We start from the raw sequence: 23,918 nt of genomic DNA on the forward strand, positions 1-23,918 counted from the left end.
CGTTTACACAAGGAGTACTGGTGCGAAGGGTCAAAAACAAACGGTTTCTGCCCGGTTGCATACGGATGGTGTCTTTCTTTTTAGTGCTCGAAGCAATGGTAGCATCGGTACTGTCTTTTACCGACCAGGTATGAGTCAAACCGGGGTAGTTGTTTTTAGCAGGGGTGTAATCTATTGCAACTTTACCGCAGGTTAGTTTTGTTGCTTGAATAGTACCTTTAGGGCTCTCACGCACCGTGATACTGAACGAACGGATAGCCTGACCGGGACGGGGGCAAGCGTCGTCTTTAGCGGTGATGGTAAAGGTATAAGGAATGTTACTTACATCGCTCTCGGCAGGAGTCCAGCATACGGAACCGCCCGCACGTTTGGTAGCACCGTTGTTGTTGCTGAAGGTAGCACGGGGAATACCGCGGTTCCATGAGATACGCACCGTATCATCAGCATCGGCATCGTCGGTAGTTACCGTTACGCACACTTGCTGACCTGAACAGGCTGTTTGGCTTTGTCCGCTGATTTTAGGAACTTTATTATCCGGACAGGGAGTTACGATAATCTGCATATCCCGTCGGGTTACCCCTACAACCGTAGGTGTGCCGTTAATGGTACGCCATTCGGTTACTTCAATTACCATTACGGTAACTTCGTTTTGTTTGGTAGGACGGAAGCTCAAGTCACCGGTAACACTATCCAAACGGAAACCGGCTGGGAAACCCAAACTTGCATTAGGGAAACCTAGGAAGGTAATAGGTTTTTGAGCACTCCATGAACCGCTGTAGGCAATGGTTGTACCTTCAGCACTTAGCGGAGTAATCAATTTATACGACAATGAGTCGCCCACATCAATAGTATCAGAAGCACCGTTGTTAAACACAAAATCCTGACCTACGCAAATAATACCGGCAGGAGAAGATGTGAACTTGGGTGAACTGTTACAAGGAGTAACACATTTGTTGATTTTTGCACTGGTATAAAAGTTTGCACCTGACGCACCGGTGGTAATCGCACCGTTACGGCAACATTGCTCCCAACCAAGGATAACCTCGCAGCAGTTTAGTGAGTTAAGGTTAATAACGCCTTCCCAAACGTGCTCTTCAATACCGTAGGTATAACTACCGCTGCAACGGCTTTGAGTAGGGCAGTTTGAACCGATACCCGTTACATCCGTTACTTTGATTTTGGTAAGGTTGAAAGACGTTGAACCAGAGCCTGAGGCACATTTTGCAGTTAAAGGAGAACTGCTCAACTGAATACCGTTGCAATCGCGGTAAACTGTAACTGTAACCTTGTATAGGCCATTACCCAAGCACTCATAGGTAATATCGCTACCCATTACGTGGGAAGCATCTGCCTCCTTAACAGAAAATAATGCAATGAGTAAAAAAGTTAATAGTAAAAGTTTTTTCATTCCTAATCAGTTTTTTAGAATAGAGAACAATGTTAATTAATTTGTTGCCTCGATTTCCTTTTTTGTGTTTGAATTATACCAAACCCCGAAAATAGAATTTAAAACCCAAAAAAACAACATATTAACATTAATTCCACACCTGAGTCCCCTCAGTGCAATTTTTGCAGATATCTATGTTTTGGCGGCCGCCAAGAATTTGATTTCTAAACTGATGATACTTTTCACCCCTCCATATCTCACTGAAAGTGTTATACTTAAGATCACCTAAACGGTGTGTTGCATCTTTATCAAAGCAACAGGGCACTATCAAGCCATCCCAAGTAATCACGCAACTGTGCCATAACTTCCAGCAATGGTTTATTAATTTATTCTTAATAGAAAACCGTGAGCCCTCTTTTTTATAACGACTGTATTCTTCGTTTTGAGGTATTAAATCATGACCATTTTCGTAGTCATAAATCTGGGCTGTTTTAATACCTAATTCGTCAACGCCGTATTCTTTTGCCAGTCGTTTCACCTCGGGTATCTCGTGTTCGTTGTGGCTAAACACAATAAACTGCCAGATAATGTGCGGGGTGGGACTGTTCAACTCTTTTTTGGCTTTGGCAAGATTGCGCGTACCTTCTAAAACTTTGTCCAACTTACCTCCAATACGGTACTTTTTATACGTTTCTTCTGTTACCCCATCAATCGAAATGATGATGCGATCAAGACCGCTTTCAACTGTTTTGCGGGCGTTTTCTTCGGTTAGATAGTGGGCATTGGTGCTGGTGGCCGTGTAAATGTTTTTATCGTGAGCATACTTTACCATGTTTAAAAAATCAGGGTTCAAGTAAGGCTCGCCTTGAAAGTAAAGAATAAGATACGTAAGGTCTTTGCCCAAATCGTCTAAAATGCCTTTGTACAAATCGCCCTGCAACATTCCCGTAGGGCGACTGAACGAACGCAGTCCGCTGGGGCATTGCGGGCAACGCAAGTTACACGATGTAGTAGGCTCTACCGATATGCTGATGGGGTTGCCCCAGTGCACGGGGCGCTTAGTAATTTTAGCGACAAAATACGAGGCTACAATTTTAGCAGCGTTCCAAAGTCTCCGTAGGGTGAGCTTTGATACAAAGTTTAATCCGTCTCTAACGCTGCGATTCATTCTTAATTAGTCGTATAGTTCAAAGTTAATCTGCTTGCGGCCATAGCCCATCTCTTTCAAACTGTTTTTGGCTTCGCGCACCATATTGCTCCAGCCGCAAATGTAAAAGGTTGCGGGCCTAACATCGGCAAATAATTGTTTGTATATAGGGTGCACATACCCTTTAGCCCCTTTCCAGTCTGCACTTTCCTCTCTTGATAATACAGGGTGAAAATGAAAATCTGAATGTTTGGCGGCCAGTTGCTCAAACTCGCTGCGGTACAAAATATCCTGTTGCGTACGGTTACCAAACACAAGGTGCAGGTTTTTGTGCGGCAGGTTGTTATCGTAAATATATTTCACCATGCTGCGCAATGGCGCTACGCCTGTGCCTGTGGCTATAAAGCAAACGTCGGTATCAATCGTTTCGTTCAGCACAAAACGGCCTTGTGCGGGAGAAACCTGCAAAACACTACCCTCTTTAATATCTTTAAACAAGTACGGTGTGCCTGCGCCATCTTCTTTAAGCACCACGCACAACTCTATCAGGTTACTGCCGTCGGGTGCCGAAGCAATGGAATAACTGCGCGTGGTAAACTCATGCCTGATGGGCAGGTTAAGCATTACAAATTGCCCGGGGGCATAGGTAAAGGATTCTTCACCCTCAAACAGCAAAAAATATCTTTTTACAATGGGGGATTCGTTTACGATACGAACTACGCGGGCTGAAAGAAAGTCATCGGCCATAGCGGGCACAAAGATAGCTACCCAAGTGTATAAAAACCGTGTATTGCACAAGTACTGTTAATATTGTTCTTAAAACGCATTGTGTAAAGGGCTAAATTTGTAAAAAATTTCTTTATTTATGAAAACACGCATTTTACTCCCCGCCCTTGTTTTGCTATTAGTTCTATCCTCTTGCTCAAATATGCGTTTTGGTCATGTACCTAAAGTAAAAGCAAAGAAACAAGAAACTGTAGCCCAAAAACCGACTAAAAAGCAAAAGGTTGCCCAATTGCCGGCCCTTGACGTTAAGCAAGACGGTTTACAAGCAGTTGAACCTGATTACAGCATACAACACCCTGTTGTGGCTTCGCCAATGACTGTTTCTCCTGAAAAAACAACTACGGTGACTACTGAACAAGCCCCCGTAAAGAGCGACAATACAACAACCGTACTTTCGCCCAAAATTCAAAAGAAAATAAAGAAGATTGAAAGCCTAACTGCTACCAAAAAAGTAGAAAAAGGCAGCTGGTTGTGGTTTGTAATTGTGGGTCTTGTGCTGGTACTGCTTGGGGTAATAATACCTTGGGTACTTGGCTGGCTGTTTTATGTAATAGGCGTCATCTGCATCATTTATGGTTTGCTGATGTTCCTGGGCGTCTTCTAACGTTCCTGGGCGTCTTCTAACGATAGTAATAATACAACGTAACCAATAAAAACTGCTCATCAAAGTAATCGGCGGTTTCTAACAACCCCTTTTCATTGTACTTAAACATGGTGAGCAGTTTGCTATTGGGCGTGTCTTTACTTTTTTGTGTAAGGTTACCCTTTTCATCGTAAAAGTACTTTCCCGTCTCTACAATTTTATCGGTAGTATCCTGCTCGTTCCAATATTCGCCAACCTCGGCATCTCGTTGTCCTTTTGCATTGTACACCGTTGTTATTAAATACTTGTATTCGCCGCCTGTATAATCAACGCCCACTTGCGCGGTAATCCTTCCGTGTTTATCCCTTTCATATTCCGCAGTGTACAATATCAACTCACTTGAGTTTCGGTTCACCACCTTTTGCAACACACCACCCTTAAAATAAATCTCATCCAAAAACGATAACGACTCTGATATTAGCAAGCGTTCTTCGTCGGCTTTATAAACCACTGTTTTTGCCAAAATATACTCGCTGGTATTGGTTATTGCCGTTATCCTCCCCTTTTTATCGTACTTAATCAGCAGTTTCATCAGCACATTGCCTTCGTTTATCTGCGTTTCGGTGTATTCAATCACACGGTCTTTATCGTCGTATTTATACTGCAATTTTTGGCCTGCTGTAAACTCATAATGCTCAACCAATCTGCCTTTATCATCAAATGTTTTTACGTCTTCAAGGCAATTTGCCGAGTCTCCGGGCTGCAAGGTCACAAGGTCGCAAGTCATTACCACTACCGTTTTTTGTGGCGAGTTTTTAAGCATTGCCCCTTCACCGTTTCGGTTAGGGTCAAACACTTTAAAATAATTACGCGCTTGGGCTTGGGCGGCAACGGTTACTACAAACAGTAACAGGGTGGCAAGAATGTGTTTCATAAAGTATTGCACCAAATATAAAAAACCTGAATGCCCTAACAAGCAAAAAAGTAAAAGGGCTACTTTTGTTGTATGATTATTAGCCTGATTGCCGCTGCGGGATTGAACAATGAAATTGGCCGAGATAATGACCTACCGTGGAATATGCCCAACGACATGAAGTTTTTTAAAGAAACTACTACAGGGCACTGGGTGCTGATGGGGCGCAATACGTTTGAATCGTTTGGGAAACGACCGCTTAAAAACAGGACTAATATTGTGGTAACCCGCCAAAACGGTTATGTGGCCGAAGGTTGCACCGTGGTAGCTACTATTGAAGCTGGTATTGAGCTGGCAAAACAAGCGGGAGAAACCGAGTTGTTTGTAATTGGAGGCGGTGAGATATACAAACACGCTATACATTTAGCCAACAGGGTGTACCTTACCCGAATTTACCACTCGTTTGATGCTACGGTGCATTTTCCTGCAATGAATGAAACTGAGTGGAAAGTGGTGCATGAGGATAAGAGAGCGGCTGATGAACGCCACGCCTACGATTATACATTTTATACGTTTGACAGAGTAACCGTTTAATGCGGTTTTAATTGATACCCTATGATGGTTTTTACCCGTTTAACCGCTGTTTTTATTTTGATGTTGGCCGCTTTGGGCGGACAAGCTCAAACTTGGCAAACCATAACTACGGATGCCGTCGGCGACGGTGCATCGAACACCACATTGGATGCTACGTTGTTTGAACACGCTTACGATAGTATTGTTGATTCTGTTTATTTCAGGCTGACGGTGAACGAAATGCCCGAAAATCAACAGCAAAACTTTGGGGTACACGTAATGATACGCATGGCAGGCAAACCTGAGTTTACGTTTTGGGGTAATGAAAACAACCTGCGATGGACAAAACTGATAACCGTTAGGGTGAGCGGCACGCCGCCCTCAAACTATGCAGGTACTATAGGCATTTCAGACATTATAGGCATCAATAACAGCGATTACCAAAACCTAAGCAGTAATAAGATAAACATTACTGTAGACACTACTGCTAAAACCATTACCCTTAGCATGAAGCGGGTGGAGTTGGTAACTGATGTTGAAATGTGGGCAGGTTCATCCATGAATATGAAAGTGGCTGCGGCTGTGGGTTCAAGCTCATCATGGAACGATGATATTTTTGATACCACCAAAACCATCACCTTGCGCAAAGTATTGGTTTCTGTGGCTGAGCAAACGAAAAACGCAGTTAATGTATATCCTAACCCTGCCGCTACTGATTTGATTATAGAATTACCCGAAGGCAGGGAAGAAATTACTGCGATAACCCTTATTAATCCTATAGGACAACAAGTAACTATCCCCGTTGTTAGGGAAGGTAATATCGCCCGACTGAACGTAGCAGGACTACCCGAAGGTGTTTATACCGTTTCGGCTGGCGAAATGGGCTACAAACGAGTAGTAATAGCCCGATAATCCTACAATTTTTCTTAAAACTGCGACCCCGGCAAACGTATGGGGCTACTATCCAATAACCTTACCCCGTTGTAATAATAGGCCGTTCCTGACGGTCTTGCCCCTTTTATTGAAGGGGTACTGCCGTCTGTGCTTAAAATCCCCGGTTTCATATTGGCCGTGCGATGAACATCAGCATAGGGCTTATTCTCTCGGTAATACGGGGTTACATGGTTATTGTTTACCTCTTCTTGCGGTAAAGTACAGGTAGGACAAAATGGATTGACCCTTCCTGTATCATACGCGGGTGATTTTGCAACCACCGTTGTATCAGGTGAGACGGCTTGTTTTGCAAGGGTATCGGTTTGCAGAGTTTGGGCAATACTGGTGGTATGCACCAACAACACCCATACTGCGATTGATATGTAATGGGCTGCTTTCATACTATAAAGTTACACCTTATAGTGTTTTGAAAATCAACCCATTGCCAAATTTCGACCAATGTTTGCATACAGGCTACTAACCCGTAAATCACTCATACAAATTCTCTTACGTCTCCATCGTAATCACAACGCCTTCGCTATGGCTGATGGATTAATTATGGTATTAATAGTAACTCAACAATAAACACAGTAAGCCAAACGAATTTTTCATTTTGCCGCAAAGGCACGAAGCCGCTACTATGTTTTGCGACTTCGCGCCTTTGTAGCATTAAATCTTACGTTTTACGGTTCCACGGTAATCACAACGCCTTCGCTGTGGCTGATAGATTAATTTTCCGATTAATAGTAACTCAACAATAAACAAAGTAAGCCAAACGAGTTTTTCATTTTGCCGCAAAGGCACTGAGCCGCTACTATGTTTTGCGTCTTCGTGCCTTTGTAGCATTTACTCTTATGTTTTTACGGTGCTACCGTAATTATAACACCTTCGCTGTGGCTGGTGTATTCAGGAGCGTACATACTTTGCACGGTCGCAATTCCGTTTTGGAAAGTACCTGCTTGCGATACACGTAAGCTGTACTCAAACATCCACTGGCCTTTGGGCAAACGGTCGAAGAAGAAATTCATGCTGGCATCGCGGATGCTTTGGTAATATCCTACCCCGTTTTGCCATTGGTAGCCCGATATAGCCGTAACAGGCTCAAGAGCCGCCGCACGCATATCTTTCAAATACACGTACTCCATATCGTTGTTTGCCTTTAAGAAAATACGAACGGTAAGTTTATCCCCTGCTTTTAATACCGTACCTGCAACAAGCGGAATTTGCACCACACCGCTATCGGTATTTTTTTCAATAAACAGTTGTTTAATCAGCGATAACGGAGTTTGTGCGCGGGTAATTTTATCCAGTTTTTCAAAGTATTGCCAATACAAACCTCCCCAGGCCATCGGCAGGTTTTGGCCTGCTTGAGGTGCTACGGTTACCTTACCCATATCAGCAGTAATTTCATCACCTGTGAACGACTTTTTAAAGTAGCCTGTACCTGCCTCTGTCTTTATTTCCGGGTCGTTTTCAGTATCCAGCGTTTTAGAACCTATTTGTATTGCAGGTGCTTGCGTTTCTTCCAGCCACTCGCTGCCTTTAATCAGCAGGGCATAGCAAGCATCGGCGGTAGAGCGGGTTGTACCCCAGTCGTTCAGTTGTTTTTGCTTTAATAACCATTTTTGGGTTTGCAACAACGCAAAGGTGTCGTTGCCAATATTGCTAAACGCTTCAATAATCAATGACTGGGTTTCGATAGGAGCATCAGTCCAGCCGTAACCGCCCGTCATTTCTTTCCAGTACATTCCGTTGTCTTTGTTCACCAGTGCATTTTGGCGCAAGGCATACAAAATTTTAAACGGCACAACGTCTTCCCCCAAACGATAAAGGGCAAGAGCAATCATCGCTTGTTCCATGCGGCTGCGACCTTTCCAGTATTTGGTAGCTTGCTCGCGCCAGTAATCAAAAGTAGCTTCATAATCAGCCCTGTTTTCGTCCTCGTCCACATCAAAAAAGCTCGTGGCGTATAAATACTGTACTTGGGTAAAACCAAGCTGGTTCTTGCTAAGGTCGGCTTTGTTGCGCACCAGCATATCATAATCGTTTTTAGCCTCACGGTGCAGGTAGGCCAACGAAGGTTGAATTTCTAATTCATACAATTGGTCCCAACTGCCCGTAACAGTTTTTAGCTTACCCATCCCCGCTACAATGTATTGGGTAATGTTGCGATTGGGGTTCATTCCGCCAAACCACGGATATGCACCGTTTTCTTTACGCATGGTCAGCAACTTTTCCCGCGCCTGCTTTTGCGAGTTTGCCATCGTGTTTTCATCAAACAAAAGACCTAACCGTTGTTTGCGCGCGGTTTCGTCTTTGCCTTCGCTCAACCAAGGACTTTCTGTCAACAGAAGAGATTTTAATTCTTCGTTCTTCTCAAGGTTAGACACAAAAGAGCCTTCCTCGCCTTGAGCCGCCGCATTTTTCCACGATTCAAATACATCTTTTATCAGCGGGTTACTGTTGGCTATGTGGCTGGCTAATGCGTTAGCGTAATAACGGTTAAACAATTGCTCTGCACACTCGTGCGGAAACTCCATCATATAAGGTAATGCTTGTATGGCATACCAAGCGGGGTTGCCTGTGAACTCAAAAGTAAGTTTATGGTTTTTAAGGGTGGTTGAAGGTTTGCTTTGCACCAATTTCTTCAACTCGTAGGTTTGTGGGGTACTGCCGCTAAACGCAATGGGCAATGCTTCGGTTACCAAAATCTCGTCGCTCAATACGGGTAAGGTATTGGCTTCGGCATCGCTGTAATTACCGTCGTAGGCTTTTATAATCACTTTTAAAGCACCGTACCCTGAGGGTACGGTTACCTTCCATTTAACCGCCTCGGTACTGCCTGCTGCCATTTGAGTTATTTGTAGGGCATTTATATTGTTAAACTCTTTTATGTTTTTACCGGTGGTAGCATCGTAAACCTCTAGCACAGCGGTTGGATTAAGCGCTTTATCCGAAAGGTTTACCACTTTTGCCGAAATGTATATTTCATCCCCCTGACGCAAGAAACGGGGCATATTGGTTTGCACCATCAGTGGTTTTTGGGTGATGGATGAAAGAGTTACCATACCGCTTTGGGCATCTTCAGTGTGTGCAAACGCTCTGAAATTCCAACCTGTAAGGGCTTCGGGGGCAACAAACTTAACTATTACTGCGCCGCTATCGTCGGTTTGGAAGTGAGGGTAAAAGAACGCCATTTCGCTAAGGTTACGGCGTATTTTTACAAATTGGGGTGCCGTCATACTATTTGCCATAGCCTGCGTAGTGGTCATGTCTTCAGCTTTTTCGACAGCTGCTGCAGGGGCTGCCATATCAAACGCCATGGGGCTTTCTTTGGCCGATGCGTCGCCAAAAGCATAATTTGTTTTGTTACTTCTAAACTCGTAAACGCCGCCACTTCCGCCTGAGCCACCGCCACCGGAACCATATCCTGAGCCTCCTAAACCATGTCCAGAGCCAAAGCCATCTCCGTCCATCCAACCAAACTCACCGTATGTAGTTAAGGGGTCGACAATCCATTTAAAGAATCGCAAACTACCGGGTTTAATGGTTGAAAAAGTTCCGCTGTAAGAAGGGAATAGTTTGAGGTCGATTGAGCTTTGTATATTAGTACTACGTGATGATGGGGACACGTAATTGGGTAGCATATAGTAATTGTTACCCATAAAACTATGCCATGTGTTATCTGTAAATGCATCCAGTGAAGCATCATACATGGATGCCACTACCTCAGCCGATACTTTTTGAGCGTTAGGCCCCGTAATTTTCAGCACCCATTCTTCTTTGCTGCCGGGTATCATTTTATCGCGGTAACTGCTTATTTGTATATCCAGTTCCTTTTTCTCGTAAGGCACCTGTATGTATCTTCTTGCCGAATAAAAACGGTTGTTATGAACAGCGGCGGCAATAATATACATACCACCCCTGTCTGTTTCGACAACAGGTATCTTCACCCTTAACAAACTATTGTTCAGCTTCTCCCACTGCACTTCGGTGGTTTTTCCGCCGCGTTCGATAAAATAGGCCACGTGGGTTTGGGGCATTCGGCAGCTTATCAGTACCTCTATGGTTTCACCGGGTTTTGCAAAGGGTTTCCTAAATTCAATCTCAAGGTTTTTGTGTAAAAAGGCTTTCTTGCCTTTCGGGTCAGCCACCGATAGGATTCTTTCTTCCCTGTACACAATACCTTTTTTATCTGCATACTCAAACAAAACTTGGTATTGACCTTGTTTTAGTTTGGCCGTGTTCCATTGTATCGTTTCTTCGCCTTTGGCAATATTTATTTGTGCTGAGTACACCTCCTGCCCTTTTTGCGGTGCGGAATAGCTGTATGGATATTTACGGTTTGAGAAATAACGTTTTAGTGTTTTGGCATCAATCAGTTGGGTATCGGGCTTGTCCCATAGCATTTCGGTAATAAACTCCGACTCACTTATCTGTTCTGTAATCGTAAGCTTGCCTTGCAGCGGTATGTCAATACCGTTGGCATTTCTTGCAAAAACAGTAATGGTGGCCGGTTCATCAGTATAGGCAACTGAAGGAGTTGTAAGGGTAGCATATACGTTGCGCGGCCCCACGGTTATGGCTTGATATGTGGCTTGGGTTTCACCGGCAATATCGGTTACTGCAATATTTACCGTAAATGAGTAATTACTGTTTGTATCATTATCAGGTATTGCAGCAAACTTTATGGTAAAGTTCCCTTCATCGTCCAACGTTAGCTTGCCTGATGCAAAGGTTTCTTCCTGTGTCCTTTCTTTCCACCAGTAATCGTAGTAAAAATAATCTTGCTGGCGCAATACCGAATATTCAAGGGTTGCCCCGCTGATGGCGTTTCCGGCATACGCCGTTGCATTGCCTGTAACCGTAATTGTGTCGTAAAAGTCAAACGAGGTTTTAATGGTATCGGTTTGTACTTTAAACTTAGGTCGCTTGTATTCTTCTACCAAAAAGCCGAAGTCCCCGTATTGGTCGTGCAGGGTATAATAGCCGGTAAGCCTTCCGTAAGGAATTACAAAGCTGCCCGAGAATGTTCCGTATTGGTTGGTAGTATATTCCTGCGATGCAATTTCTTCGCCGTTGGCATCGTCAAATTTTACAGTGGCTGCTGAGTTTTTAAGTATTTCCGTACGCCCTTCTTTGGGGTACTCTTTTACGCGGTAGCCTTTAAAATAAACGGTTTGGCCGGGGCGGTAGATGCTCCTGTCGGTAACAAAGCGGGTTTGGGGCAATACTTGTGCCGTGCCCTCTTCAAAATAATACATCCCTGCATAAAACGAGTAGCTGCTGCTAATCAGCTGTTCATCGTTTTTGTAGGCGTCAATCTCAATTCCGTAGGAGGTTTCAGAAAGTGTTATTTCAATACTTCCCGTATTATCGGTAATTCCCTCACCTATTATTTTTTTGTTGAGGATTGTAGAACGATCGTTATATGTAGGGGTACTTGCTACCAGTTTCACTCCTTTTACAGGCTTTCCGGTCAGCATATCCGTAATAAAAAAACGATGTGTTTTAGGCCCTGTAGGAGTGGTGTACAACGCATAATCAGTTGACCAAAATGCTACATAGCCTGCCACGTTAGTATCAGCATCAAAGTTTTCGTTGGCTGAGTACAGCAACACATAATGCCCTGCCGCCAGCCCTTTGTGGTACCACTCGGTGCGGTGCTGCATAAAGTTGGTATCAATGGGCAAACTAACGGTTTGGGGGTCTATGTAAGGTTGTTTCAGCAACTCACGCAGTTTGTATATTTGCGCACTATCAGTATTGCTGTATTTGTGGTTGTTAATTGCCTCTAAGGCTTCTTGGCCAATAGGTATATAGCGCAGGTATAATTTCCCGGTATTTTTATAATTGATGCTGAACCTGAACGGCTGTTTCGACTTTACACTATACTCTGTATATACACGAAGAGATTGACTAAGTATTTCGCTTTTTAGCTGACGGCAGTTTATGGTTGCATTTTCCTTGGGATATTTTTCAATGGCCGCATTTAGGTATCGTATAGCTTCAGCGTTTTGGCACAGTTGATTATCCCAACCTACGCCATAGCTGTAATTGTCTGTACAACTCAATAGCTTTGCCAACTTATAAACCGCCTCGTTTACAATGGGGTAATTGCCGTACAGTGCTAATTGGTTTTTGTACCAGTTTATGTGTAATTGCTTATCATACACATCGCCGTATGCAATGGCCGCAAATTCTATCCGCTCAATATCGGTTAGTAGCTGGGCTTCTTTTTTTCCTGTATTAATAAAGCGTTGCAGTAATAATTTAAGGGTATTAAGCCCCTTTAATCGATATGCATATTCGTTATCGGTAAGCAACGGAGTATTCACAAAAATAGTAGCATCAGCAAACAAGGTTTCCGCCTCAAGTACGTCAGTATCTTTTGCAATATTTATTGAGTAATAATTATTGTAGAAACTGTACAAACGCCACATAAGCACATCATACAATGCAGGAAAGTACTCAGCACTCTTTTTTGAAGCATATACCAGTGCCGTATAGTTGCCGATGGGGCTACCGGTAAGTATCTCTGTATTTTGTACTGAAGCTAAAAAATAGCTTTCCGCACGTTTCAAAATAAGGTCTTCGGGCCAAAAAACAGGGTCGTTAGTATCGGGCTCTTCTTCGCCGTCGTAGTAATAACTTTTTTGGTTCAATACCTCCAGCCATGCACTACCGGCTATGCTTTGCAACACGCTTTTATGCGGCTCAGGCATCACTGCTATTTCAGCATCTATTTTCTTTAATTGTTGCCACAGGTTAGTTTCGGCAAGCTGCTTTTCAAGGGTAAGCTTGCGTATTATCACCTTTATTACCTGCGAATGATTTTTGTGTTTTCGTGCCAGCGTTTCAATACTATTCAATTGTTCATTGGCATCTTGGGTAAGCTCTTCGTTTAGCAAGCTGTCTGCTTTTAGCCAAAGTGCCTTGTAACTGGTATCTTTATCCATCGACGAAAACGGGAAGTCTCCCAAATCGAGCCAGCTACTCCAAGAAGTGGTGTCTTGCGCCGCAGCACTTTTAAGACCCAACAAAGCAAACAAAACAATAAGCAGTTTAATTTTCATAATCACAGGCACAAATTAAAAGTTGTAAGATAACCAATTTATCAAAGGTCAAAGTTAGGATAAAGGGCATTTTTCCTTATCCAAATGTTGCATACCCTGGTAAGAAAAAAAGTAAACGGTTAGCCGCTATTTTTTCAAAAAAATATTTCGCGCTAAACCAAATGGCGAAGTTTCATCTCCGCAAGCAGTTTCTCTGGAATGGGCCTGCATGAGCAATGCTCCCTGTGTTCAAGGTGCCATTGTATGCGTTGTTCCGAGGTGGGGTTTTTAGGCATGGGGTGCGCCTCGTGCCATTGCGCATTTAATTTTGAAACCTTTTTAGTCATACTCCAAAGTTAGGGAGTTATTAGGTTTCGGCTGCCGTTTACAATCAAAAATCGGGTACCTTTGCAAAAACGTTTAAACAGAAAATGAACCCTCTTTTCACTTCGCCCCAGTGTATTGATTTTATAAAACACAGCTTGCAGGAAGACATAGGCAGCGGCGACCACTCGTCGTTGGCTTCTATCCCGCAAGGAACAATGGGCAAAGCACGTTTGCTGATAAAAGACGACGGCATTATTGCCGGACTGGATTTAGCCCGTGTTATTTTTAACGAAGTGGATAGCTCCTTGAAGGTAGAAGTATTGCTGGCAGACGGCGACCGTGTGAAAAAAGGAGATGTGGGATTGATAGTTGAAGGCAGTGTACATAGTATTTTGAAATCTGAGCGATTAGTGTTAAATTGTATGCAACGTTTTAGCGGTATTGCCACCACTACTAATAGTATGGTAAAGCTGCTTGAGGGGCTGAACACAAAAATTTTAGATACGCGCAAAACCACACCCGGCTTGCGTTTTCTTGAAAAGTGGGCAGTTACCGTTGGCGGCGGTTACAACCATAGGATAGGTTTATACGATATGATTATGCTGAAAGATAATCATGTGGACTATGCGGGGGGGATTTTAGCAGCAGTTGAACGAACCAAAAAGTATCTTGCTGATAATGAGCTTGATTTGAAAATTGAGGTAGAAACCCGCAACCTTGACGAAGTAAAGCAAGTCCTAGATGCAGGCGGAGTGCACCGGGTGATGTTTGATAACTTTACCCCGCAACTGATGAAAGAAGCGGTAGAATTAGTAGCTGGAAGGATGGAAACAGAAGCATCGGGCGGCATTACCATGGAAACGGTGAGGACGTATGCAGAAACGGGTGTTGATTACATTTCCGTAGGGGCGTTAACCCACTCGGTAAAAAGTTTAGATATCAGTTTAAAAGAATTTGCCTGATATTTGCACGATTTTTGCGGTTGTTTCACAATCCACTGATTTAAAAAGAATTTGACATGAAAAAATATATACTTACCCTTGTAACTATTGCCCTAGTAACTGCACTACAAGCGCAGTTTACAGTAAGCCCGTCAACCAAACACGTTTACGGCCCATCTTCTGATTTTGAATTGATAGGCAAATCATACGTTAAAAATACAGGTTCTAGCAACAAAACATTTGTATGGCGCATGACTGTTGGTAACACTCCTAACGGATGGACCGCTGCTTTGTGTGACAAAAACCTTTGCTGGGATGTAACCGTAACCCGCGCTACGTTTGAATTAGCCCCCGGCGATTCAGGCAATTTGGATGTACACCTTTACCCTGCAAGCAAAGGCGGCGCAGGTAATGTAGATATGTATGTTTTTGAAGAAGGCGATAGCGTAAACGGAAAAACTGCTGCTTTTACTTTTGATGCCTGGACACTTAGCAACGGCAAAGTAGCTAACAGAAGCAACAGCATGGAGATTTATCCAAACCCTGCTACCACCAAGCTTAACATTTCGTTAGAAACTACTAAGCCTGTGAGCATTGAAGTTTACAACGTATTGGGTCAAGTAAAAATGACTCACGTACACAACGGCGGCACCAGCACTTTAGATTTATCAGAGTTGCCTGCCGGTATTTACTTTGTTCGCTATACCAACAGCAACAACCAAATAGTATCAAAACAATTTAAGAAAATACAATAAGCGGCACATTGCCCCTATATAAAAAGCCTTGCTGACTATTCAGCAAGGCTTTTTTATTGTTTTTTAATTGACTTTCAATTACTAAAACTCTTACATTTACAAAAATAATACCCGCAAGTACAACGAATGAAAATTGCCGTATTCAAGGAAACGCGCCCCGCCGAAACCCGCGTTGCCCTTACACCACAGGTAGCCCAACAATACATAAAACAAGGACACGAAATACTGGTGGAAACCGGTGCAGGATTATCCTCATTTTTTAGTGACGAGGCTTATACACAAGCCGGCGCACTGGTTACCGATAAAACTCAACTGGCAAATGCTGATATTTTCTTAAAAGTAAACCAACCCACCGACGATGAAATAGCCTTGATACCGCAAGGCAAGGTGTTGGTTAGCTTTTTATACGCCACCCACAACCGTGAGCTGGCCGAAAAAATTGCAGCAAAAGGCATCAGCTGTTTTGCTATGGATGCTATACCGCGAATCTCACGCGCACAAAACATGGATGCACTAAGCTCACAAAGCAATTTGGCCGGTTACAAAGCCGTGCTGATGGGTGCCAATGCCATGGGCAAAATATTCCCGATGCTGATGACAGCTGCCGGAACGGTTACCCCCTCTAAAGTGTTAATTTTTGGAGTGGGTGTAGCAGGTTTGCAAGCCATTGCTACCGCCAAACGTTTGGGTGCAGTTGTAGAGGCTACAGACGTTCGTCCTGAAACCAAAGAACAGGTAGAATCGTTGGGGGGTAAGTTTGTAATGGTAGATGGTGGAGATGCGGTGAAAACTGAAGGCGGTTATGCCAAAGAGGTAAGCGAAGACTACCTGCGCCGCCAAAAAGAAACATTGCTTAAACACATTTCACAGGCTGATTTAGTAATTACCACCGCACTGGTAATGGGTAAAAAAGCCCCGATATTGATAACTGAAGAAATGGTGAAAGCCATGAAGTTTGGCAGCGTGATAGTGGACATGGCCGTTGAACAAGGCGGTAACTGTGAAATGAGCGAGCTGGACCAAACAGTGGTGAAAAACGGGGTGAAAATTATAGGCCAAAGCAATATACCCGCTTTGCTGCCCCAAAACGCCAGCGATTTATATGCTAAGAATATTTATAACCTGCTTACCCATTTGGCCACCAAAGACGGCCTGAAATGGGAAATGGAGGAGGAAATTACTGCGGGTACATTGGTAGTGCATGAGAATAAAGTATTAAAGTAATTTATTAATTTTTTGACTTGTGGACTTGTTGATTTATGGATGCTGAGGTTCTAAAAAAACGCACAAAACAGTTTGCACTCCGAAATATTCGACTTTTTCGGTCATTACCAAAAACCGAAGAAGCCAGAGTAATTGGCAAACAACTGTTACGTTCAGCTACATCTGTTGGGGCAAATTACAGAGCCGCTTGTCGTGCAAGGTCAAACGAAGAGTTTTATTCAAAACTAAGCATCGTAGTAGAAGAAGCAGACGAAACTTTATTTTGGATGGAATTACTTATCGAAGCTGAAATTATTAAACATGAAAAGATAAAAGACTTAATGAATGAAAATATTGAAATACTGTCAATAATGGCAGCCTCAAGAAAAACGGCTAAAAGGGTAACTAAGCAAGCAATAAAATCAACAAGTCTACAAGTCAATAAATCATAATAATATGGATTCTATACTGAATTTTATTTCCGAAAACCAGCAAATGATATACATGGTTATCCTGATGATATTTGTTGGGATAGAGCTGATAGGTAAAGTACCCACCATATTGCACACCCCGCTGATGTCGGGTGCAAACGCAATACACGGGGTGGTAATTATCGGGGCCATTATTGTAATGGGCGAAGCCGATACTATGGGAGCTAAAGTATTAGGCTTTTTAGCCGTGCTTTTAGGCACCCTGAACGTAGTGGGCGGTTTTGTAGTAACCGACCGTATGCTGCAAATGTTTAAGAAGAAAAAATAAAGTCATTCCGAACTTGTTTCGGGATCTCACTTACAAATATACTGATGAGATACTGAAACAAGTTCAGCATAACGTAACCATATTACAACGCATAAGATGGAAAACAACTTATTAGTTTTAAGCTATTTAATAGGCTCAATAACCTTTATCGTAGGGTTAAAAATGCTGGGCAAACCCGATAGTGCCCGCAAGGGAAACCTTGTGGCCGCCTTTGGTATGGCCGTAGCCATATTCGGTACTATATTTTTATATAAAACCACAGACGGCAAACACCTGCACAACCTTGAATGGATTTTCGGCGGGCTTCTTTTAGGCTCGGTAATAGGTACATTGGCCGCAAAGCGCGTACAAATGACGGCGATGCCCCAAATGGTTTCGCTGTTCAACGGTATGGGTGGAGCGTGTGCCATGCTTATCTCAATCATAGAGTTTGGGCATTTGGGCGAAATATTGAACGCAGCAAACACCCCAACCCAAGAAATTATGGGCGGTGCCATGAATGAGCTTGTACAAACCATTCAAGCGGCTTTAATGGCCTCTATGCGCATCAAACTGCTTATCATTTTTGCAGGATTGATAATCGGTGCTATTTCGTTTGCAGGAAGTATGATTGCCTGGGGCAAATTGGATGGCAAAGTAAAAGACTACGTATTACCTGCCCAGCAGGTAGTCAACATCGGCTTATTGCTGGTGATATTAGTATTGGCAGGGCTGTTTATAGCAGGTACCCTTAGCGGTGCATGGGTATTCTACCTTGTGTTGGCGCTCTCGTTACTATACGGGGTTTTGTTTGTACTCCCCATCGGTGGCGCAGATATGCCCGTGGTAATCTCACTATTAAACTCATTTACTGGCGTTGCAGCCGCTTGCGGCGGTTTCTTGTACGATAACCAAGTAATGTTGTTGGGTGGTATTCTGGTGGGCTCGGCAGGTACAATTCTTACCGTAGTAATGTGTAAGGCCATGAACCGCTCCCTAACCAACGTATTGATTGGCAACTTTGGCGGCAACAAAACAAGTGGCGGCGGTGATGCTAAAACAGCACAGGGTACTATAAAAGAAGTTAATGCTGCTGATGCGGCCATGCTGATGAAATACAGCAAAAAAGTAATTATTGTGCCCGGTTACGGCCTTGCGGTTGCCCAAGCCCAACACACCTGCCACGAGCTGGAAGAATTGCTTGAAAAGGAAGGTGTGGAGGTGAAATATGCTATACATCCCGTTGCAGGACGTATGCCCGGCCACATGAACGTATTGCTGGCCGAAAGTAATGTGCCCTACGACAAGTTGCTGGAAATGGAGGAAATTAACCCTGAATTTTCCACTACAGATGTGGTGCTGGTAATTGGCGCGAACGATGTGGTAAACCCTGCCGCACGCACGGACAAGGACAGCCCGATATACGGTATGCCTATTTTGGACGTTGATAATGCCCAGCATATTATTGTGATGAAACGCGGGATGAATGCCGGCTATGCGGGCATTGAAAACGAACTGTTTTTTGACCCTAAAACCAGTATGTTGTTTGGTGATGCCAAGAAAACCCTACTGGCTTTGGTAAGCGAAATGAAAAATAGTTAATCTCAGTTCAGGGTACTAATAGAGAATATAATCGAATCAATGTGTGGTTGAGAGTCATTCTCAACTTGGTTGGGAATCTGTGCATTGAAAAGAATGAATAAGTTGCAAGCTTATATTCTCAGAGCACGACCTGCGCGACAGACTTGTGGGAGCAAGAGGGTAATATATTGTTGTAACTACACTCTAAATATTATGAGAATAAAAATATTATTTTTAATTCTTTCATGTATATGTTTTTCTTGTACAAAGTATGGAGAAATAACACGAATAGTGATTGCGGATTTAGAATCAAATGCATTTGAAATTAATGATCCAGACTCAATTTTAAATTTAAGGCGTATAATGGATAATCGGTCAAGTACAAAGCGTGTTCCGCTCCGTAATAAAGGACGGGTTGATATCTACCTTTATGATTCATCCGGTAATTATATAATGTGGTTATTTTGTAACACTCCACAATACGGACCATTATTGGTAAAAGAGAATAGTAACAGCACAATATATAAAAATGCGGGATTGGATTCTTTCTTCAAAGAATTTAGAAAGCAAAATCCTACTTTTAATTATTGGTAAGGACGTGGAAAGTGGCTTAAAGGAGTAGTGTTACAATTATCCCTGCCACTCACCGTATACTACAGATTTGCAAGAGTGGGCAGAAGTTAAGTCAACAGCTACTCAAATTATTAATAAATATGAATAATAGCATTAAGAAACTAAATATTATTCTTTTAATTTTACTTCCATATGTGCTTAATGCTCAAATAAGTCGAGATTCTATTTGTCGAGCAATTGATATTGACCTTGAGTGTGCAAGTAAACTTGAATCAATAAAGCTAAAAGAGTATGCTTCTTTTGTCAAAAGGGATGGAGATAGTTTGACACTTACAGAGGGGGGATATGAGAAAATAAAATTAATAAATAATAATAGTGACAATATAGATAGTACTATTTTGTATTACTTCTTAAGTTTTATTGCGTCTAAACATATGTTTATGGTTTATTCCCAGTCTTATGAAGGGAGCTGTGTAATGCTAATAAAATCAGATAATAAAAAGACAATAACTCTTCCTTCACTACCAATATTTTCACAGGATAGTTCGCTTATTGTGGCTTTTAATTTGGGCTTAGGAAATCTAAATGATGTGAACCAAATTGAAATATGGAGAGTATCGGAGACAAAGTGGTTAAATGAGTTTAGCTATTCTAACACTAGCGATGTTGGACCTTTAAGTGTTAAGTGGGTTAATAATAAAACAATTGAAGTAGAGTTGGGAAAATATAATGAGCAGCAATCCGAAGTCGTTTTTTTTAAGACATCAAAAATTATCAAAAGCAATGAGAAGTGGGTTTGGTATTGGTAGCGTTCAAATTATCCCCGCAACTCAACATACACTAAAGACTTGCGAGAGAGCGGGAGCACTGAGAATAACTTAGCAACTACTTATCAAAAAATTAGAAAATGAGGAAAAATAGTATATTATTATTACTTGTTACATCACTGTCACTTTACAGTTGTTCTAATAAGAAAAACAAAGAAGACATCTATCTTGATGAAAGTGTTTTACGCACTCATATTAGACAATCACTTGGTGAAGATAGTACGGATTTATATTTTCTTATATTGAAATCCGATACACTTGAAATTACAAGTAATTTTGAATGGAGCTTTTTTCCATTTGGGATAAAAGAGTTTTCTATTAACAAAATTCAAGATATAAATCATTTTATTTTTCATATATCTTCAGCCACAAGTCAAAGAGGCATGATAACACATCGAATGACATTTAATGAGTCTTATCTTGATGTGGCTGAATTAAGTGATAGTGTAGTAAATGGAGGGTTTGAGAAGTTAGCAGAACATAATTACTCTAAACCTGACAAGTTTTATTTAAGCTCTGCTTTGATTAAGGATAGCCAGATTAAACTAGCATCGAATGTTAAGATTGGAATTAATAAGAGTGATTTTTTCCGAAAAACAATAAAACACTATGATAAAACGATGGATAGTATTAGGGTTTTTATTAACAATGATGTTTTAGGTACAGAGTATGTTCAGGTCTTTATATTCGATGGAGATATTTTGAGCAATGTTTTGATATTCTATCCAGTAGAGTAGTTCACCAATTGTTATTGCACTACGTTATCCACTACAGATTTGCGAGAACGGGGGAACACGAAATATTTAAATTATGAATATGCAGGATAGAAAAATAGAAGTTTTGACAAAGAAGAGACTAAAAAATACCCAAAAATAAGTACATATTTTTATGAATCAAAACACTTATTTATTAACCATTTGGGGTATACTTATTACACCTTTATTTGGGTGCAATTGTTTCCAACAGAAAGATGCACCGCCAAATACTATGAGTGTAGAAATCAACTCCGCTGATAAAAAGGACACGTTGAATAGCGCTGCTCTCATTTCTTCATTGTCAGAATTTGTTTCTGAATATGGACCAGCTGTTTTTGGATACTCTAGAAATCGTGCTAAATTTATTCGACCTTATTGTTCGTCAAAATATGCCCATGACACATTAATAGTTACAACATTGCAAGCAGTAAATGAATGCGGGACTGAAATAGGAAAAATTGAATTCTCAAACGATTCGTTATTTTTATTAACTGAATTTGTAGACAGCGTTGGTTGCTCTTCTGAGGTTTTAAAAAAGTACACTTACTTTATTGTAAAGGAAGATATAAAAAAATATCATATTGTATATTAGAGTCGTGCTCCAAATTATCACCTTTGTATAAAAAAGTTATGGAAGTGCCCCGCTCTCGCAAATCTGTCGAATACTTAGTTCGGTAGGAACTTATGAGAGCAAATATCCTAAGTTTGTAGTTTATTATGAATTCTCACAAGTCGCTGCCACACAACCTGCGCCACAGACTTGCGAGAGCGGGGGCAAAGACTTGCAGGAAGGGGGAAAGAAGAAATTACAAGAAGTATTAGATGTTTTGAAGCCACCACCGCCAAAAAAATAGTTATGTTATCAGATATAAATAATTTAAGAGAATTTTTTAAAAACCTGAAAGAGGCAAGGAAGCCTGACAATGGGCATGAGCTACTTAGTATGTGGCTTGGTGATTATACGGAATTTACTGATACTTATGAAACTGGAGCTGTAATTTTATTTTTTACGAGTATTCAATCCAATTTAATAATTGAATTTTGGTTTTATAACAATGAGCTACAAACTATTAAGATAGATTTCTCAGCTATTGATAAAACCAAGACTACATTGCTTGTAAATCATAATATCGATGAGTTGAAGTTGAATAAACTAATTGATTATTCTTTTTACTCTAAACAGGAATTAACTATTGAGTCAAGAGATCCTAATGCTTTCCAGGTTACCCTTAATAGTAAATATATTTCGATACTATTTAATATTGATTATAATGATTGTGTAAAAATTCATTACTTATATATCAGAATGGTTGAGTGGTAGTGTTCCAATTATCACCTGAACGGTCGTGTTCCAAATTATCACCTTTGTATAAAAAAGTTGTTGAAGAGCCCCTCGTTCTCAAATCTGTCGAATACTTGGTTCGGCAGGAACTTATGAGAGCAAATATCCTAAGTTTGTAGTTTATTATGAATTCTCACAAGTCGCTGCCACACAACCTACGCTACAGACTTGCGAGAGGGAGGACCCGCAAATAATCTTGAGAATCGATAGCTAACACTTCTTCAAAATAGCTTTGTGCCTTTAAACAGAAGGTAAAAAGAGAAAGGAAAATCGCAATCAATAATTTATTTTCATATAGTTTTAGTGTTTTATGATTTTTTGTCGATACGTAAGCTTTGTCTCATCCATAATTTCAATAAGATACCACCCTGACTTGTATTCAGACATTGAGATGTAAAGACTGTTTTCGTCTATACAAACTTGTTCATAAATAACTTTTCCGTATAGATCAATTATTTTTATTTCATACCGCGATGCGTCATTAGTAATAATAAGGGTATTGCTTATAGGAACAAAATACAGGCTTGGGTTACTAAATTCTGGCTTTTGTACAGATAACGCAGTATCAAAATCACACGGAAAAGTATATATCAGAGTGTCACCCCTCATAACTTTTCCAATCCCAAAAAAATGGGGCTCACGTTTTATATTGTTAGGGAATCCAAAAGGAAATAGCTTAGCTGAAATAATATTGTTTAAAACCCCAACACTACTTCCTAAGCCGTCAACCCAATTTACAATGTGTTTTTTAAATTTCACCGAATTATTAAAGGTATAATTACAGCAAACATTGGTTCTTTTCCTCCTACCCGGAATATTGAGAAAAACATAATCGACAGCAACAAAAAGATTATTACTACTATCTATATAATCGATCCACAGTGTATCTCCGGTAGTAGGGTCCGGAAATGAATAATCATACATCAAATATGCTGACGTATCACCGGAATAGAATCCATAAGCTACTTTTTTTGTACTATCCTCTTTTAATCCTCCCATAACAAAAGTGTCTACTGCTGTGTAGGCCATTAGTATCCTAAAGGTATCGTTTTTAAATACCGTGTCTTTATTAGAAAACCTGTACGTGATTGGTTTACCAGTTGATTTGCCGTTTTTGATGTAGTTAAAACATCCTTCCCATTCAAGCGTAGTATCAATCATTGGTATATATGATTGTGAAAATGATTGAAATGGAATGATATAAAACAACAACACAATGATAAGGTTCTTCATACTGTAAAATTATTTGTTTAAAGCTAGCTTGTAAGTTAAATCTTTTTGTTTTCGATTAACTACAAGACTAAATATACTACTTTAAAAACCTGTTATTTAAGGGCCAACGCTATAAATTTAGTTAATGTTAGAGCACTTAATTTGGAGTGAGTGGTGCTTATTTGGGTATAACCAGTAAAAAACCCAATCTTCCGATTGAGCTCTGAATAAAAATTACTCCTTTGCTCCATTGGTCGTGTCCCAAATTATCCCCTTTGTATAAAAAA

Annotated in this window: 21 protein-coding genes; 14 read left to right on the plus strand and 7 right to left on the minus strand. The window is 41.2% G+C overall.

What is annotated here, in order from left to right; genetic code table 11:
• The 3 genes from F9K23_07420 to F9K23_07430 form a co-directional block, all read right to left on the minus strand.
• A partial coding sequence (locus F9K23_07420) for a hypothetical protein (protein ID KAB2916426.1) occupies nucleotides 1-1,408 on the minus strand: 1,408 nt, incomplete at its 3' end.
• Nucleotides 1,409-1,535: 127 nt separating this feature from the next.
• Nucleotides 1,536-2,555 carry a radical SAM protein gene (locus F9K23_07425; GenBank protein KAB2916427.1) on the minus strand — a complete coding sequence of 340 codons (1,020 nt, stop codon included), beginning with the start codon at nucleotides 2,553-2,555 and terminating at the stop codon, nucleotides 1,536-1,538.
• A 6-nt stretch (nucleotides 2,556-2,561) separates the two neighbouring features.
• On the minus strand, nucleotides 2,562-3,281 hold the full coding sequence (locus F9K23_07430; protein ID KAB2916428.1) for an oxidoreductase: 720 nt from the start codon (nucleotides 3,279-3,281) through the stop codon (nucleotides 2,562-2,564).
• A gap of 118 nt (nucleotides 3,282-3,399) precedes the next feature.
• Between F9K23_07430 and F9K23_07435 the strand changes: the two genes are divergently transcribed.
• Nucleotides 3,400-3,924 (plus strand): hypothetical protein, encoded by a 525-nt coding sequence (locus F9K23_07435; GenBank protein ID KAB2916429.1) that lies wholly within the window; start codon nucleotides 3,400-3,402, stop codon nucleotides 3,922-3,924.
• A gap of 16 nt (nucleotides 3,925-3,940) precedes the next feature.
• Here F9K23_07435 and F9K23_07440 read toward each other — a convergent pair whose 3' ends face one another.
• Nucleotides 3,941-4,837 carry a hypothetical protein gene (locus tag F9K23_07440; GenBank protein KAB2916430.1) on the minus strand — a complete coding sequence of 299 codons (897 nt, stop codon included), beginning with the start codon at nucleotides 4,835-4,837 and terminating at the stop codon, nucleotides 3,941-3,943.
• Between the two features lie 75 nt (nucleotides 4,838-4,912).
• Between F9K23_07440 and F9K23_07445 the strand changes: the two genes are divergently transcribed.
• Both F9K23_07445 and F9K23_07450 read left to right on the plus strand, forming a co-directional pair.
• Nucleotides 4,913-5,410 (plus strand): dihydrofolate reductase, encoded by a 498-nt coding sequence (locus tag F9K23_07445; GenBank protein KAB2916607.1) that lies wholly within the window; start codon nucleotides 4,913-4,915, stop codon nucleotides 5,408-5,410.
• A 21-nt stretch (nucleotides 5,411-5,431) separates the two neighbouring features.
• Complete coding sequence (locus tag F9K23_07450) at nucleotides 5,432-6,301, plus strand: T9SS type A sorting domain-containing protein (GenBank protein ID KAB2916431.1); 870 nt, start codon at nucleotides 5,432-5,434, stop codon at nucleotides 6,299-6,301.
• Between the two features lie 14 nt (nucleotides 6,302-6,315).
• Here F9K23_07450 and F9K23_07455 read toward each other — a convergent pair whose 3' ends face one another.
• Complete coding sequence (locus F9K23_07455; GenBank protein KAB2916432.1) at nucleotides 6,316-6,723, minus strand: hypothetical protein; 408 nt, start codon at nucleotides 6,721-6,723, stop codon at nucleotides 6,316-6,318.
• Between the two features lie 459 nt (nucleotides 6,724-7,182).
• A complete protein-coding gene (locus F9K23_07460; GenBank protein KAB2916433.1) occupies nucleotides 7,183-13,398 on the minus strand; it encodes a hypothetical protein in 6,216 nt (2,071 codons plus the stop codon).
• A 410-nt stretch (nucleotides 13,399-13,808) separates the two neighbouring features.
• On the opposite strand from F9K23_07460, the gene nadC reads away from it, so the two are divergent.
• The 11 genes from nadC (at nucleotide 13,809) to F9K23_07515 (ending at nucleotide 22,398) form a co-directional block, all read left to right on the plus strand.
• Nucleotides 13,809-14,666: a carboxylating nicotinate-nucleotide diphosphorylase gene (gene nadC / locus F9K23_07465; GenBank protein ID KAB2916434.1), complete on the plus strand. Its 858-nt coding sequence runs from the start codon at nucleotides 13,809-13,811 to the stop codon at nucleotides 14,664-14,666.
• 56 nt (nucleotides 14,667-14,722) lie between these two features.
• On the plus strand, nucleotides 14,723-15,400 hold the full coding sequence (locus tag F9K23_07470) for a T9SS type A sorting domain-containing protein (GenBank protein KAB2916435.1): 678 nt from the start codon (nucleotides 14,723-14,725) through the stop codon (nucleotides 15,398-15,400).
• 126 nt (nucleotides 15,401-15,526) lie between these two features.
• Nucleotides 15,527-16,624, plus strand: a complete 1,098-nt coding sequence (locus tag F9K23_07475) for a Re/Si-specific NAD(P)(+) transhydrogenase subunit alpha (GenBank protein ID KAB2916436.1) — start codon at nucleotides 15,527-15,529, stop codon at nucleotides 16,622-16,624.
• A gap of 35 nt (nucleotides 16,625-16,659) precedes the next feature.
• Entirely contained in the window at nucleotides 16,660-17,055 is a 396-nt protein-coding gene (locus tag F9K23_07480; protein KAB2916437.1) for a four helix bundle protein, read from the plus strand.
• A 4-nt stretch (nucleotides 17,056-17,059) separates the two neighbouring features.
• Entirely contained in the window at nucleotides 17,060-17,362 is a 303-nt protein-coding gene (locus tag F9K23_07485) for an NAD(P) transhydrogenase subunit alpha (GenBank protein ID KAB2916438.1), read from the plus strand.
• Nucleotides 17,363-17,458: 96 nt separating this feature from the next.
• On the plus strand, nucleotides 17,459-18,943 hold the full coding sequence (locus F9K23_07490) for an NAD(P)(+) transhydrogenase (Re/Si-specific) subunit beta (protein KAB2916439.1): 1,485 nt from the start codon (nucleotides 17,459-17,461) through the stop codon (nucleotides 18,941-18,943).
• 192 nt (nucleotides 18,944-19,135) lie between these two features.
• Nucleotides 19,136-19,516 carry a hypothetical protein gene (locus tag F9K23_07495; GenBank protein ID KAB2916440.1) on the plus strand — a complete coding sequence of 127 codons (381 nt, stop codon included), beginning with the start codon at nucleotides 19,136-19,138 and terminating at the stop codon, nucleotides 19,514-19,516.
• A gap of 119 nt (nucleotides 19,517-19,635) precedes the next feature.
• A complete protein-coding gene (locus tag F9K23_07500) occupies nucleotides 19,636-20,304 on the plus strand; it encodes a hypothetical protein (GenBank protein KAB2916441.1) in 669 nt (222 codons plus the stop codon).
• 98 nt (nucleotides 20,305-20,402) lie between these two features.
• On the plus strand, nucleotides 20,403-21,059 hold the full coding sequence (locus tag F9K23_07505; protein ID KAB2916442.1) for a hypothetical protein: 657 nt from the start codon (nucleotides 20,403-20,405) through the stop codon (nucleotides 21,057-21,059).
• 151 nt (nucleotides 21,060-21,210) lie between these two features.
• Complete coding sequence (locus F9K23_07510; GenBank protein ID KAB2916443.1) at nucleotides 21,211-21,669, plus strand: hypothetical protein; 459 nt, start codon at nucleotides 21,211-21,213, stop codon at nucleotides 21,667-21,669.
• A 168-nt stretch (nucleotides 21,670-21,837) separates the two neighbouring features.
• Nucleotides 21,838-22,398, plus strand: a complete 561-nt coding sequence (locus F9K23_07515; GenBank protein KAB2916444.1) for a hypothetical protein — start codon at nucleotides 21,838-21,840, stop codon at nucleotides 22,396-22,398.
• A 321-nt stretch (nucleotides 22,399-22,719) separates the two neighbouring features.
• Here F9K23_07515 and F9K23_07520 read toward each other — a convergent pair whose 3' ends face one another.
• Nucleotides 22,720-23,652 (minus strand): T9SS type A sorting domain-containing protein, encoded by a 933-nt coding sequence (locus tag F9K23_07520; GenBank protein KAB2916445.1) that lies wholly within the window; start codon nucleotides 23,650-23,652, stop codon nucleotides 22,720-22,722.
• Nucleotides 23,653-23,918: the final 266 nt, after the last annotated feature.

It is taken from the genome of Bacteroidota bacterium (genome assembly GCA_008933805.1).
GTDB lineage: Bacteria > Bacteroidota > Bacteroidia > UBA8524 > UBA8524 > SB11.